Below are 14,356 nucleotides of genomic sequence, written 5' to 3'. Positions count from 1 at the left end.
GTCTGCCTCCTCATTGAATTGTATTTTCATATCTTCACCTATTTTACATAGCGGTTTTCTTCAAGTAAAATGAACAAAAATGATAGCCGATATCACTTTTTATCATAGCAAGAAGGTGAATTCCTATGGAAAGCAGAGATTTAAAGATTTTTCGGGCTGTTGCCCGCGAAGGAAGCATAACGAAGGCAGCCCAGAAACTGAATTATGTTCAATCGAATGTGACAGCCAGAATACATAACCTTGAGGAAGATTTGAATATCAGGCTGTTTCATCGAACGAATCGGGGGATGAAGCTGACCGCTGCCGGAGAAAATCTTTTGCAATATGCTGATCAAGTATTAGCACTGTTAGACGAAGCTGAAAAATCGGCACAGATGAGCCTGCATCCAAAAGGACCTTTGCGGATCGGGTCGTTGGAAACAACAGCTGTAACGCATCTGCCTGAGCATGCGGCCTGCTTCCTCAATCGTTTTCCTGAAGTTGATTTATCAGTCAATACAGCTGATACGCACAATTTGATTCAACAGGTCCTCGATCATACAGTTGATGGCGCTTTTGTATACGGACCGGTTGAGAACTCTGATGTCAGACAAATCCCTGTTTCCCGTGATGAATTGGTTTTGATTTCATCACGGGAAGGGACGGCAGAAGACATGCTTCGGCAGCCGATGCTCTTTTTTGGAGCTGGCTGTTCTCATCGTGACAGGGTCAAAAGATTGCTGGAGGAAGCAGGCATTCAAAATCAAAAAATCATAGAGTTTGGCACATTGGAAGCCATTATAAGAGGAGTATCCGCCGGGTTGGGAACGGCCCTGCTTCCGAAATCCGCTGTTGATCGTACGAATGTATATACTCATCAGCTTCCCGAAGCGTATCAAGATTTAGAGATCGTATTTATATACAGAAAAGATTTTTTTATGACGAGTGCGTTTCAGGCCTTTATTGACGAGGTAAATGAAATGATAAGATGATGTCTGTTACCTCAATAAGCTGAACATAGAGCACAGGAATTTTCGAGAAAGCCGGCATCCTTTTGGCATTTCGGGATTTTGATCAGGTATCACTGAAGCGTATTATATAAAGTCTGCAGACAAAAAAACTGTACCCGTTTAAAGCGAGTACAGTTTTTTCTTTTTATTTACGTTTTAAATTAATGCCGATCGCCGCGCCGTTTCTGCTTGAATCAGCTACGCCTTTAAAGGTGCCGTTTTCATGGTCAATAGAAATGCTTTGTACGTTTCCGATATCTACCGGGCTTTTGCTGAATTTGTGGCCCATGCCGTTTAGTTTGCTGAGGACATCTTCAGGAACTCCGTCTTCGTAACGGTAGGAACTCATCTTGTTTGTATAAATTCTCGGCTCTTCAACAGCTGCTTTTAATTCCATGCCGTATTCGATGTGATAGAGGATGGTTTGCAATACGGATGAAATAATGGTGGCCCCGCCAGGAGATCCGACGGTGAGGACAGGTTTGTCATCCTTAAATAAAATCGTCGGGGTCATGCTGCTTAAAGGCCGTTTGTTCGGCTGAACTTCGTTAGCTCCGCCTGGGACCGCATCAAAATCCGTTAGTTCATTGTTTAAAATGACGCCGTAATCAGGGACCATAATACCCGTTCCGAATAGCTGCTCAATTGTCGTTGTATAGGAAACAACATTTCCCCAGCGGTCGGCAACTGTAAAGTGTGTTGTTTGGCCGTCTACTTTGTCTTCTGGCTGTTCGACTTGCTTATAGTTTGCGGATCCTTCTTGGTATTTCCAAGGGTCACCGGCTTTCGGTTTTTTATTCACTTGGTCTAGGCTGATAAGTTGCTGGCGTTCTTTAATATAATCGGGGTGAAGCAGGCCTTTAAGGGGAACATTTACAAATTCGGGATCACCTGCGTAGGATGCACGGTCCGCATAAGACAAATGCATCGTTTCAGCAAGCAGTTGATATTTTTCCCATGAGCGGACATCGTATTGGGAAAGGTTAAAATCATCAAGTATGTTCAGCATTTGCAATAAGAAAATACCGCCAGAGCTTGGAGGAGGAGTAGTGGCGATTTGATAGCCTTGATAGTCTCCCCAAATGGGTTCATCGATTGTAATGTCGTAATTTTCTAAATCTTTTTCTGTCATTGATCCGCCGAAATCCTGCACAGTGCCTGAAAGTGCTTTGGCAAATTTTCCTTCATAAAAAGCGTTAGTGCCTTTTGAGCGAATGAGCTTAAACGTTTTTGCCAAATCCTTTTGAATCAATGTATCGCCTTCTTTAAGCGGCTCGCCATTTGGCAAAAATACATCTTTTGCGGCAGTACGCCCTAGCTTTTCCTGATAATTGGAAATGGCATCTGCCAACACAGAATCAATCGGAAAGCCTTTTTCAGCGAGTTTAATAGAAGGGGTAATTAATTTCTTCATTGAACGGGTTCCCCATTTATCCAGAGCTTCTTCCAGCCCTTTCAGCGTACCCGGAACACCGACGGCAGTACCTTTTGTCACACGTTCAGAGAAAGGAATCGCTTTGCCGTCTTCATCGAGAAACATTTCGGGCGTTGCGCCTGCTGGAGCGCGTTCGCGGCTGTCAATGATCGTTGTATCCTTAGTTTTTCCGTCATACACCATCATAAAACCGCCGCCGCCAATGCCTGACATCATCGGCTCTGTTACATTGAGTGCAAATTGAATGGCGACCGCTGCGTCAATGGCATTTCCTCCTTTTTTCAGCACATCAGCACCGATTTCCGAAGCGAGAGGATGCGCGGTGGCAACCATGCCGTCTTTCCCTACATCTACTTGTTTGTACTCATCGTAGCTTTTGGGCGGCTTTTTAGCTTCCGCGTGAAAAGGGGCACTTCCAGCGACTAACAGAACACTAAGCAGAGCTGTTAAACAGATGTTCCACGTTCTTTTCATGTTCTCCCTCCTATATGAAGCTGTAATGTTACAATCTTAGCGTAAAAAAATTACAGCGGTTTCACAAGTGACAAATGGTATATTATATAGAACATTCACCCGTTTTTCTGTGTGAAATTGATTATATTGATTATATTGTTATAAGTCATGCCGCCAGCATTTCAGAAAAACCCACGCTAAGCAAATTCGTCTCTTTATTTACTTAAAGGACGTAAGGGATATAAACTTGTTGAATGTAATCCCTTAAACTTGTTGAATGTAATCCCTCAAACTTGTATTCTCCTAAGAAATTGATGTGTTCCCAACTTAAAGGCCATATATACGGTATTAAGCCCTCTCGAAATTCACCCTTGCGTTCAGCTTTTTCATATAGACTGTATTTCACATCTTCTAGCATTAATTATAATATGAAGTGCATTGGTTCGCAGCAATTGATCTTGAAGGGCTCGCTCTCTACACTTTCCACTCTTCCAAAAAATATGGCTCTGGTGATGAGATGAATTCAAACTCAGACCTGATACCTGGTTCCACAGATTTTTGAACCTCTCCAATTATATGAATTAGACTATGTATGATTACATAACAACTCGTCATTCTCATTTCGTTATCTTGCTGTTACATTCTAAAATGCTTTCAATAAGTTGCTTTGAGGGTTTCCGGGTTTATACTGAAGCTAGAGGTGATTCAAAATGACATACGATTGGAAAACGAATTCAAACCGAACTAATCAACAACCAGAATGTGACAGTCCAATTCTACCTGCCCCTGTTTCTGATGAACAATGGCAGGCTGTTGTTGATAATAATGCTTCTTATGACGGCCGATTTTTTTATGCAGTGAAAACAACAGGGATTTTTTGTCGCCCTTCTTGCAAATCAAGAGTACCCAAAAGAGAAAACATTGGCTTTTTTGAAAATGCTGATCAAGCACTAGCCGCACATTTTCGTCCTTGCAAACGGTGCAAGCCAACCGGGCAAAGATTGCCCGATGAGGAGTGGATTGCTTTCATAACCGAATATGTGGATAGCCACTGTGATGAAAAGTTGACGCTCGAAGTCCTTGCGTTTCTGAGTCATGGTACCCCTTATCACTTGCATAGAACCTTTAAAAAACTCAAAGGCATGACCCCGGTGGACTACATCCAGCATGTTCGAATAGAAAAGGCGAAAATGTTATTGACTACTTGTGATGACCCAGTTTCTAAAGTTGGTGAGTCTGTCGGACTTTCCAATACATCATATTTTATCACGCTGTTTAAGAGGAAAACCGGACAAACGCCGGAAGCTTACCGTAGACGGCAAAAACAACACTGAAGGAGGCTTTTTCAAATGGGAGCTAAAAAAAGCAGTTCTCTCTATTGGTCCTTGTTTTCTTATGAAAACTGGAAGATGTACATTGCCGCAACAAATGATAGTCTATGTTTTGTCGGATCACAAAATCAGCCATTCGAAGAATTGGTGAAATGGGCAAATCATTACTTGCCTGGAAACGACCTGATTCGAGATGACGAAAAATTGCAATCTTTTGCAGATGAGCTTATTCATTATTTTCAAGGCAAGCTCAATCGGTTCACCATTCCAATCTTTTATCGCGGCACACCTTTTCAGGAAGCCGTATGGAAGGCACTATGTGATATTCCGTACGGTCAAACTTGCTCCTACTCGGATATTGCTCAACAAATTCAAAAACCGACTGCGGTTCGGGCCGTTGGGAGGGCCATTGGAACGAATCCGATCCTCATTACTGTTCCATGCCATCGTGTTATCGGCAAAAATGGATCGCTGACGGGCTATCGCGGCGGAATGGATATGAAAACGCGACTGCTGGAACTTGAACGAGGCTTCACAAACAATGGGGAGGAGTTACAACTTGTCTGATCAGACATATAGCATCTTTAGCCGAACTCAACTACATCAAAGGTTTGAAGACGATTCCCTATATCGCAAGACCATCGACATGAAACGATATGGTTTTGGAATCGGGGAGTACAAATATGATCATACTCCCACAGGTTGCCATCACACGGCGGTCTTTCACGTTTGATAACAGTCGATAAGAACTCTGCTTATCCTATGGCAATTGAACAGTTGAAGAAAGAAAAAAGCAACCTGAGGATATGCAACTTAGACAACAAAAAGTACTTGAATAACGATTATGGCTTTATAAAGTAGCGAATCCGTTCTATGCTAGGGTTCAAATGTTTTGCACAGCTTACATCCATCCTTTCTGGAGTAGAAGCTATACAAAAGAATTCATCCATCAGCATAAGTTACGTTTTTTTAGAAATCTATGTGCTTTATTCTCTTTTAATTTTGCACCAAGAACCCTATATACTCTTAAATTGATATGAGCCATGTGCTATATTAGAATCAGTATACGGATTAAGAAAGGACTGCTATATGTATTTAACGATTAAAGAAACAGCTGAATATGCAAATCTTTCAGAGGATTATATTAAAAGCTTGGTGCTCGAAGGAAACATCAGGGCCGTTCATGACGGTGAGCAATTTTTGATTTATAAGGGACAGTTCAAAACGCATCTTGAACAGCTGGAGAATTACAAAGCACTCGTGCAGGAAATATTAAATGAACCAATCCCGGAAGATATTGATGTAAAGGATGAAGATTAGGACACAATTTCAAATTGTGTCTTTTTTTGTATATCTTTTTAAAAGCAACGGAAAAACCGAATCGTCAGATTTTGTTTTAAGAGGTTTTTTGATGATTCCTAGAGTGATAAGTATTAAATAGATTAAAACCTTTATATGAGGCTTTATAACGATTTTAAGAGGGAGGGAGGTTTTAAATGCTTCTTCATTCGCTTATGTAACACTATGTATATTATGTTACATAAATGCCGCCGCACTTTGACATTCAACGTTTTTCAGCTATAATAGTAACATAGACCTCAAAACGTTACATAACTGTTTTTAAGGAGTTTTTTGATGCATATTGTACAGCCGATTCGCAGTTTAGAAAAAATTCAAGATGTAAAACGGTATTTGCTCAACAAAAACAAGCGGGATTACTTTCTGTTTATTTTCGGCATCAATAGCGCGCTCCGTATTTCTGATATTCTGCCGCTGCAAGTGAAGGACGTTAAAAATAAGGATCATGTATGGGCGACTGAAAGCAAAACGAAAAAGAAAAGGAAGATTCTTGTTTTAGAATCGCTGAAACAGGAAATATACGAGTATACGAAAGATATGAAGGAAAACGAATATCTTTTTAAATCTGTCCGAACCAGAAAGCCGATTTCCCGGATTCAAGCCTACAGAATTTTAAGAGAGGCCGCCGCGGCGTGTGGACTTGAGGAGATAGGGACGCATACGCTCCGGAAAACGTTTGGCTATCATTTTTATCAGCGGACAAAAGATATCGCCGAGCTGCAGAGAATACTGAATCATTCATCACCCTCGATTACAATGCGGTATATCGGTATTGATGAAGATACGACAAGGGCCGCGTATAAGGTTTTTGGAGGGCTTTAATACAAACGGCTTGAAAATATTGATCATCAGAGCTACTATATAAATACAAAAGCTCTAGTAGCACAGCGGATAGTGCAGCAGTTTCCTAAACTGCAGGTCGGGAGTTCGAATCTCTCCTAGAGCGTTATATTGACAATAAGACAATGGACTACTCGTCTGTTGTCTTTCTTTATTTCAAATAAAAAACGCCCGCTTATACCGGGCGTTTTTCTTATATAACTGCGTCAAACTGAGCAACTTTCCATTTTTTGTTTTCTTTTACAAATGTCACTTTCCGTTTCGCTGCAGGTGACCCATCTAAAGCAGGAACAGTAAATTCGTATGTGACTGCGCCGCCTTTTTTAGAGATCAGTTTAGCAGTTGACTTTTTCCAGTTCAAAAGATTATCTCCATCGCCGATTGGAACCGCAAGTTTTCCTTTAGAAACAGTGAAATGATAATCTTTAAAGCCTTTTTCGATTGCTGTTTTTGTGAAAATAGGAGTTAAGTAATTCACTGCTTTTGCTTTAGTGCCTAGATCACTGCACATGTACACATATTGAAGATTTTGATACTCGAATGTGCCTGATGGGCAAATTGCTTTTTTTGCTTTTGGATTGTGCCCGCTCATTGTGTTCCAAAAGTGTTCTCTTGCTGATAATGCCAGCTCCAGAGCTTGTTTTTGTGATAAATCGCCTGATGTATGTTTCGCAAATGCATTTGTGCTTAATGACAGAATAAGTGCAATCGTTGTTAGAAATAGAAGACATTTTTTCATTGTGGTTCACTCCTTCAAAATCTCTTTCTCTTATATTACAAATGTTACAATAGTTACGGATAGATTACAATACTTTTGCATAAATTATTTTTTGTTCTTTTACTCACAAAGAAATAGACTGTTACTTGCTAGTTTATTCTTCATAAGCTAAAAAGATGTGTAAAATTAGAAGAAACGGGAAGGGTTTCATATGGACAGTGATGAATAATAACATGTTGCATATCCTGTTTTTGTCAAAGGAATGGGGACATGTTTCAAACGAATTCAAATAAAGGAGTCCTTCAATATGGAAACATCACAAGAACAACTTGTAACCCAGAAGAAAAGCAATCCATCTGTCTGGCGGTCTATGTCACTCTTTTTAGTGCCGCTTCTGCTAAGTAACGTGCTGCAATCAATAGGCCAGTTAGTCGGGATGATGGCTGTAGGCAGATGGCTTGGTGTTGATGCGGTTGCAGCTGTATCATCCTTTTTCCCGTTATTTTTTCTTTTAATCTCATTTACAATTGGAATCGGTTCAGGAAGTTCGATCCTGATCGGACAAGCCTACGGGGCGAAGAATGAGGAACGGTTAAAGGCTGTTGTCGGAACGACGCTCACGTTTACGTTTTTATTAGGGGTTGTGTTAGCCGTCATCGGCAGTATCTTTACCTTGGATATTCTTCGTTTAATGGGTACACCTGAAAATGTTATTCATGTCAGCGCCAGCTATGCACGTATTTTATTTTACGCTATGCCGTTTATGTTTTTATATTTTGCGTATACAACATTTTTGCGCGGAACAGGGGATTCTAAGACACCGTTTTATACGCTGATTGTGAGCACGGTCATCAACATAGCGCTTTTGCCCGTCTTAATCCTTGGTATGTTCGGTTTTCCGAAACTGGGCATATACGGATCCGCATATGCAACCGTCATCTCCACGATTGCGACATTTCTCGTTTTAATGGTGTATTTGCGAAAACGAAACCATCCGCTGCAATTTGATAAAACGGTGCGGCGCTATTTGAAAATGGATAAGGAACTGCTGGCTCTCCTGCTGCGCCTTGGGATTCCATCAAGCATCAATATGATTCTCGTCTCATTATCGGAGATAGCGGTTATTTCATTCGTCAACCACTACGGCTCTGATGCGACAGCTGCATATGGCGTGGTCAACCAGGTAGCCAGCTACGTGCAAATGCCGGCCGTCAGCCTCGGCATTGCGGTGTCTATTTTCGCCGCGCAATCGATCGGAGCGAACGAGTTTGACCGCTTGAAGCAGGTCATTCGCGTCGGAATTTGGCTGAATTATATTATTGGCGGCGTATTGATCATTCTGATCTATGTGTTTTCACAGCAGATTTTAGCGTTGTTTTTAACCGAGAAAGACACACTTTACATCGCGCATCGTCTCTTGATGATTACATTGTGGAGCTATTTGCTGTTTGGAAATGCCCAAATTTTTTCTGCGGCGATGCGCGCAAGCGGAACGGTTTTATGGCCGACCGTTATTAGTATTTTCGCCATCTGGGGAGTAGAGGTGCCTGTTGCATTCGTACTTTCCCACTACACAAAACTCGAGATACTCGGCGTCTGGGTTGGCTATCCGGCTGCGTTTGCTGTCAGCTTGTTGTTGATTTATGGGTATTATCAATTCGTGTGGAAAAAGAAACAAATTACACGTCTCATCCAATAGACTCACGAAACACACCGTTCAAATGTTGAACGGTGTGTTTTTATTTGATCGAGAGAACATCAAATGGAGGAAATATGGCACAGTACATTGAATTATTATACAAGCAATGAATCAAGGAGAGGTTGAGTTACATGTCAAACTACATTGAGAAGATTACGTATTTAGGAACACCTGCCATCAAAGCGGGCAACGAGCATATAGAAATAATTGTTGTTCCCGAGTGGGGGAGCAACGTCATTTCTCTCGTGGACAAAACAACAAAGATCCAGCTTTTGCGAGAACCAGAAACAGCAGAAAGCTTCCGCCACACACCAACATTGTATGGAATTCCGATCCTGTTTCCGCCTAACCGGATAAGTGACGGCACATTCAGTTTCCGGGGCAGAACGTATCATCTTGATATCAACGAAAAAGATAAACACAACCATCTTCACGGCTTTCTTTATCAGGAAAAGTGGAACGCAGTGACCATGAAGCAAACTGATGAAGAAGTGATCGTTGAAACGGAAATTGATCTTTCAGAGCTTCCCCATGTATATAAGCAATTTCCTCATCATGCCGTCGTTCGGATGACATATACGCTAAAGGGGAATACTCTATTTAAACATGCAACGGTCATGAACAAGGGAAAGGAAGCGTTTCCTTGGGGGATCGGTTATCATACTACATTTGTTTTTCCGGAAGAAAGCTCGTTATTCTCCCTGACAGCCGATCAGCAATGGGAGTTGAATGAACGCCTGCTGCCGACTGGGAAGCTGATGGATGCACCGAATAAAGAAGACTTGCATGAAGGGATGAATTTGCGCCACATGCAGCTGGATGATGTCTTTTTATCTGCTTATCAGAAAAGAGGCGGAGAAAATCAGGCAGTCATTTATCATCAGCATGCACATCTAAGCATTATATATCAGGCAGATGAACAATTTAAACATTGGGTTGTATACAATGCGGACGCAAAACAGGGGTATTTATGCCCTGAACCTTACACATGGGTGACAAACGCAGTCAATCTTGATTTGCCTTCATCACTCACTGGTTTACAAGTGCTGGAGCCGGGCGAAAAAACGACTGCCAAAAGCAGTATCACCATTGAGCTGAATCATCAATAACCTATGATGAGATGCAGAGAGGCGGGGTAAATAATGAAAAAAAGCATAAAGCTATATGTTGCTATTTTGCTGCTATTCGTCGTTGCTTCGGTGCCTTATATGCATCAGGCTGCGCAAGCGGCTGATAAACACGATGCACTTGCCGGGCAGATCGATAAGGTTTTAACTGATCATCCTGCACTCGAAGGCGCAATGGCCGGCATCACCGTTCGCTCTGCAGATACAGGCGCTGTTCTATATGAGCATTCAGGAGACATCCGAATGAGGCCCGCCTCTTCTCTGAAGCTTTTGACTGCGGCCGCGGCACTTACTGTCCTTGGCGAGGACTATTCCTTTACAACCGAGGTCCGGACAGACGGCATCCTCAAAGGAAAAAAACTGAATGGAAACCTTTATTTGAAAGGGAAGGGTGATCCGACACTTTTACCAGCTGATTTTGAAGAAATGGCTGAGCAATTGAAACAGTCCGGCGTGAAAGTGATTAAAGGCAATCTGATTGGTGATGATACGTGGTATGATGACAAGCGATTATCACCTGATTTACCGTGGAGTGATGAATACACGTATTACGGCGCTCAAATTTCCGCTTTAACAGTGTCTCCAAATGAAGACTATGATGCAGGTACTGTGATTGTAGAGGTCACCCCTGGGAAAAAAGAAGGGGAAAAGCCTGCAGTTTCTGTATCTCCGAAAACGGATTATGTAACGATTAAGAACAATGCTGAAACGGCTGCGGATGGTCAAAAGAAGGACCTCACGATCGAAAGAAAGCATGGGACAAACACGATCGCAATTGAGGGTAGCGTACCGGTTGACGCAAGCAAGACAAAGGAATGGATTGCTGTCTGGGAGCCGTCTGGATATGCTTTAGATTTATTTAAGCAAGCACTAAATAAACAAGGGATTACTGTAAAAGGGAACGTCATGAGGGGGAATACGACCGGTTCCTCAGACGTGTTAATCTCTCATCGCTCAATGCCTTTGTCAAAACTATTTGTTCCGTTTTTGAAACTAAGCAATAATGGACATGCCGAAGTGCTCGTAAAAGAGATGGGGAAAGCGGAAAAAGGAGAAGGGAGCTGGGAAAAGGGACTCGAAGTATTAAACAGTACGCTTCTGGAATATGGTGTTAATTCCAAATCACTTGTCTTAAGGGATGGATCAGGAGTCTCTCATATTAATGCTGTATCCTCCGACCAAATCTCAAAGCTGTTATATGACATTCGAGATGAAAAATGGTTCTCAGCGTATCTAAATTCCCTGCCTGTTGCGGGCAATAGTGACAGAATGATAGGCGGAACGCTGAGAAACCGCATGAACGACACTCCTGCACAAGGAAAAATAAGGGCAAAAACCGGATCGCTAAGTACGGTTAGCTCTCTATCCGGGTACGCAGAAACCAAGAGCGGAAAAACCCTTGTTTTCTCAATTCTTCTAAACGGATTGATTGATGACGAGGATGGAAAAGATATTGAGGATCAAATCGCTGTCATCTTAGCAAATCAATAATAGCGGCAGACCTGTTTTCCAAGCGAAAACAGGTTTTTTATGTCTCCCATAAATGATCAAAAACAGTATGTAAGACCTGACATAAAACGGTACTTTTATCACTTACTGTTCAAAAAAATGATAAAAAAAGAAAATTAACCTAAAGAAATAATACTATATTCAAAAAAATGTTATAAAAATTTAATATTTTTCATTGTACTTTAAAAAAAATCCGTTAATATAGTCCATATAAGGATTATATAGTCATATAATTACTTTTATCGTCATTTTTCTGCTTTTTTCTTATCCTCTTATTATAATGAACTGGAGGGAATCCGTTGAGCGAACATACTTATTCTTTAACCCATGCCCAAAGGAGAGTGTGGTTTACCGAATTGCTGGAGCCAGGCACCGGCATTTGCAATCTCACGGCCTGTGTGAAATTCAGAGGCAATATTGATCTTGATGACCTAGAGGAAGCGTTGAATCATTCCATCTCCCGCAATGACGCCATTAGGTTTCAACTGCTAGAAGGAGAGGAACTTGAACCGCGGCTGTATCTTACTGAATATCAATATACTTCACTTGGAATAATAGATTTTTCAAATGTTGAAATGATAGAAATAGAGCAATGGATACAAGATCAAGCGAGAATCCCATTTAAACTGTTCAACTCGCCCCTTTATCAATTTTATCTCCTAAGAATCCACACTCATGAGGTTTGGCTGTTTGCGAAATTCCATCATATTATAATGGACGGCATCTCCTTAAATGTGATGGGAAATCAAATTATAGACCTTTATCAAAAAATAAAAAAGCAAGATCCTTTACCCGATCAGCCTCAACCTTCTTACTTGAGCTACATCGAAAAAGAGAGTCAATATCTACAATCTTCACGTTTTGCAAAGGACCGTTTATTTTGGAGTCAAACCTTTCAGCAGCCGCCGGAATACCATTCGTTAGCCGGCCAGACGTCCTTACAAAAACAGAGCACATCCGCATCCAGAGATACCATCACACTTTCACCTCATCTAGGGCAAACGATTCGAATCTTTTGCGAAGAACAAAAGATCAATATCATTTCCTTATTTATGGCTTCATTTTACATATGCATCAGCCGGATCACATCTAAAAAAGATCTTGCCATTGGCACCTACTATGGCAACAGAGGGTCAAAGGCTGAAAAAGAAATGCTCGGCATGTTTGTCAGTTCTCTTCCCATCAGAATAACGGTTGATCCTGATGAAGATTTTCTTTCCTTTGTCCACAGAGTAGGCAGGGAACAGCTTTCCGTTATGCGTCATCAACGGTTTCCTTATAATTTGCTGGTGAATGAATTAAGAAAAGACCGGAAAGAATTACACAACCTTATCGGTATATCTATGCAGTATCAGCCGCTCCAATGGCACAAAGCAGACGGTTTTGACTATGAAACGGCGCTTTATTTCAGCGGATACACCGCGAACGAGCTTTCTGTTCAAATACAGGAACGGATAGACAACGGAACCATACATTTAAATTTCGACTATCAAAATATCTTATTTTCTCTTGAGGATATTAAACGAATACAGCACCATCTGCTTACGTTGCTGGAAAACGCCCTTCAACATCCGCACAGTTTCATAAAAGAATTAGATATGATCAATGTAAGAGAAAAACAAAAATTATTGAATGAGTTTAACAAGACAGAAGCTATTGTGCCTAAAGCCCCAACCCTCCACGGACTGTTTGAACGACAGGCGGCTTGCACACCGGAGCGGCCAGCCATCCGTTTTTCCGGCGGTTCGCTGACATACGCTGAGCTTGACATGTATGCCAGCCGGCTGTCCGCGCGCCTCGCGGCACGCGGCATCACGAAGGAAAACATCGTCGGTGTCCTGTCTGAGCGGTCACCTGACATGCTGATAGCTGTACTTGCCGTATTGAAAGCAGGCGGGGCGTATTTGCCGCTTGATCCTGCATATCCAGAGGAGCGGCTGAGCTACATGCTGAAAGACAGCGGCGCAGCTCTCTTGCTGACGCAGCCGGGATGTTCCGCACCGAACTTCTCCGGAGAGACACTTGAAGTTGACATGGCATCTCTTGCGAACGAAAAAGCAGAAAGTCATGTGTTTGCTCCCGCTGACAGCGGTTCTCTCGCCTATGTCATCTATACGTCAGGCTCCACCGGGCAGCCAAAAGGGGTAGCCGTTGAGCACCGCAACGCCGTTTCCTTTTTGACCGGCATGCAGCGCCAGTTTCCGCTTCAGGAAGAGGACATTGTCATGGTGAAAACCTCTTTTTCCTTTGATGCATCTGTCTGGCAGCTGTTTTGGTGGGCGCTTTCCGGCGCTTCGGCTTATCTGCTTCCGCCCGGCTGGGAGAAAGACCCGGCATTGATCGTAAAATCCATTCATCGGGAAAAAGTGACGACGGTTCATTTTATTCCGGCTATGCTGAACAGCTTTCTGGATCAAGCGGAAATGGAATCGCTGGGTGACGGGACAAGCCTGAAGCGTGTATTCGCCGGAGGTGAACCGCTTGCGCCCCATACGGCGGCCCGTTTTGCTTCTTTATTGCCGCAGGTTTCGCTGATCCATGGCTACGGGCCGACAGAAGCAACGGTAGACGCGGCATTTTACGTATTGGACCCAGAGCGGGACAGGGATCGCTTGCGGATTCCGATCGGGAAGCCTGTACCCGGTGCGCGTTTATATGTTTTAGATCCGCATTTAGCCGTACAGCCTTGCGGTGTCGCCGGCGAACTGTACATCGCCGGATCGGGTGTTGCGAGAGGCTATTTGAATCGGCCGGCATTAACGGAGGAGCGTTTTCTTGAGGACCCGTTTTACCCGGGTGAACGCATGTACAAAACCGGTGATTTGGCGCGCTGGCTCCCTGACGGGAATATTGAATTCCTCGGCCGGTTGGATGATCAGGTCAAAATCCGCGGCTA

Annotated in this window: 11 protein-coding genes, 1 tRNA gene and 2 pseudogenes; 11 read left to right on the top strand and 3 right to left on the bottom strand. The window is 42.7% G+C overall.

Annotated elements, in window-relative coordinates:
* Positions 1–125 precede the first annotated feature (125 nt).
* Positions 126–971, top strand: coding sequence for a LysR family transcriptional regulator (locus ACY3LV_RS19685; RefSeq protein WP_333560331.1), 846 nt, complete (start codon positions 126–128; stop codon positions 969–971).
* A 163-nt stretch (positions 972–1,134) separates the two neighbouring features.
* On the opposite strand, the gene ggt is transcribed toward ACY3LV_RS19685, so the two are convergent.
* Together ggt and ACY3LV_RS19675 are read right to left on the bottom strand one after the other, a co-directional pair.
* On the bottom strand, positions 1,135–2,898 hold the full coding sequence (gene ggt / locus ACY3LV_RS19680; protein WP_333560332.1) for a gamma-glutamyltransferase: 1,764 nt from the start codon (positions 2,896–2,898) through the stop codon (positions 1,135–1,137).
* Positions 2,899–3,100: 202 nt separating this feature from the next.
* Positions 3,101–3,391, bottom strand: a pseudogene (locus tag ACY3LV_RS19675) (Tn3 family transposase); the annotation flags it as partial.
* Positions 3,392–3,587: 196 nt separating this feature from the next.
* Between ACY3LV_RS19675 and ACY3LV_RS19670 the strand changes: the two are divergent.
* The 6 genes and pseudogenes from ACY3LV_RS19670 (at position 3,588) to ACY3LV_RS19645 (ending at position 6,513) form a co-directional block, all read left to right on the top strand.
* Complete coding sequence (locus tag ACY3LV_RS19670; protein WP_333560333.1) at positions 3,588–4,211, top strand: bifunctional transcriptional activator/DNA repair enzyme AdaA; 624 nt, start codon at positions 3,588–3,590, stop codon at positions 4,209–4,211.
* 15 nt (positions 4,212–4,226) lie between these two features.
* Positions 4,227–4,775: a methylated-DNA--[protein]-cysteine S-methyltransferase gene (locus ACY3LV_RS19665; protein WP_464864364.1), complete on the top strand. Its 549-nt coding sequence runs from the start codon at positions 4,227–4,229 to the stop codon at positions 4,773–4,775.
* A 144-nt stretch (positions 4,776–4,919) separates the two neighbouring features.
* Positions 4,920–5,243 (top strand): annotated as a pseudogene (locus tag ACY3LV_RS19660) (DDE-type integrase/transposase/recombinase); the annotation flags it as partial.
* A gap of 54 nt (positions 5,244–5,297) precedes the next feature.
* Positions 5,298–5,528: an excisionase family DNA-binding protein gene (locus tag ACY3LV_RS19655; RefSeq protein WP_148961930.1), complete on the top strand. Its 231-nt coding sequence runs from the start codon at positions 5,298–5,300 to the stop codon at positions 5,526–5,528.
* A 315-nt stretch (positions 5,529–5,843) separates the two neighbouring features.
* Complete coding sequence (locus ACY3LV_RS19650) at positions 5,844–6,389, top strand: site-specific integrase (protein ID WP_333560335.1); 546 nt, start codon at positions 5,844–5,846, stop codon at positions 6,387–6,389.
* A gap of 51 nt (positions 6,390–6,440) precedes the next feature.
* Positions 6,441–6,513 (top strand) — tRNA-Arg (locus ACY3LV_RS19645).
* An 87-nt stretch (positions 6,514–6,600) separates the two neighbouring features.
* Here the strand turns inward: ACY3LV_RS19645 and iseA are convergent.
* Positions 6,601–7,146: a DL-endopeptidase inhibitor IseA gene (iseA, locus tag ACY3LV_RS19640; protein ID WP_464864363.1), complete on the bottom strand. Its 546-nt coding sequence runs from the start codon at positions 7,144–7,146 to the stop codon at positions 6,601–6,603.
* Between the two features lie 286 nt (positions 7,147–7,432).
* On the opposite strand from iseA, the gene ACY3LV_RS19635 reads away from it, so the two are divergent.
* The 4 genes from ACY3LV_RS19635 to ACY3LV_RS19620 form a co-directional block, all read left to right on the top strand.
* Entirely contained in the window at positions 7,433–8,824 is a 1,392-nt protein-coding gene (locus tag ACY3LV_RS19635; protein ID WP_087991913.1) for an MATE family efflux transporter, read from the top strand.
* A gap of 131 nt (positions 8,825–8,955) precedes the next feature.
* Entirely contained in the window at positions 8,956–9,933 is a 978-nt protein-coding gene (galM, locus tag ACY3LV_RS19630) for an aldose 1-epimerase (protein WP_464864362.1), read from the top strand.
* Between the two features lie 33 nt (positions 9,934–9,966).
* Positions 9,967–11,442 (top strand): D-alanyl-D-alanine carboxypeptidase/D-alanyl-D-alanine endopeptidase, encoded by a 1,476-nt coding sequence (dacB, locus tag ACY3LV_RS19625; protein WP_464864361.1) that lies wholly within the window; start codon positions 9,967–9,969, stop codon positions 11,440–11,442.
* Between the two features lie 317 nt (positions 11,443–11,759).
* A partial coding sequence (locus ACY3LV_RS19620; protein WP_464864360.1) for a non-ribosomal peptide synthetase occupies positions 11,760–14,356 on the top strand: 2,597 nt, incomplete at its 3' end.

Source organism: Bacillus sp. 11C (assembly GCF_055486375.1).
This window is presented reverse-complemented; position numbering and strand designations above follow the sequence as displayed.

Coding starts and splice junctions, on each gene's coding strand:
- ACY3LV_RS19685 (WP_333560331.1), top strand. CDS start 126: ATGGAAAGCAGAGATTTAAAGATTTTTCGGGCTGTTGCCCGCGAAGGA.
- ggt (WP_333560332.1), bottom strand. CDS start 2,898: ATGAAAAGAACGTGGAACATCTGTTTAACAGCTCTGCTTAGTGTTCTG.
- ACY3LV_RS19670 (WP_333560333.1), top strand. CDS start 3,588: ATGACATACGATTGGAAAACGAATTCAAACCGAACTAATCAACAACCA.
- ACY3LV_RS19665 (WP_464864364.1), top strand. CDS start 4,227: ATGGGAGCTAAAAAAAGCAGTTCTCTCTATTGGTCCTTGTTTTCTTAT.
- ACY3LV_RS19655 (WP_148961930.1), top strand. CDS start 5,298: ATGTATTTAACGATTAAAGAAACAGCTGAATATGCAAATCTTTCAGAG.
- ACY3LV_RS19650 (WP_333560335.1), top strand. CDS start 5,844: ATGCATATTGTACAGCCGATTCGCAGTTTAGAAAAAATTCAAGATGTA.
- iseA (WP_464864363.1), bottom strand. CDS start 7,146: ATGAAAAAATGTCTTCTATTTCTAACAACGATTGCACTTATTCTGTCA.
- ACY3LV_RS19635 (WP_087991913.1), top strand. CDS start 7,433: ATGGAAACATCACAAGAACAACTTGTAACCCAGAAGAAAAGCAATCCA.
- galM (WP_464864362.1), top strand. CDS start 8,956: ATGTCAAACTACATTGAGAAGATTACGTATTTAGGAACACCTGCCATC.
- dacB (WP_464864361.1), top strand. CDS start 9,967: ATGAAAAAAAGCATAAAGCTATATGTTGCTATTTTGCTGCTATTCGTC.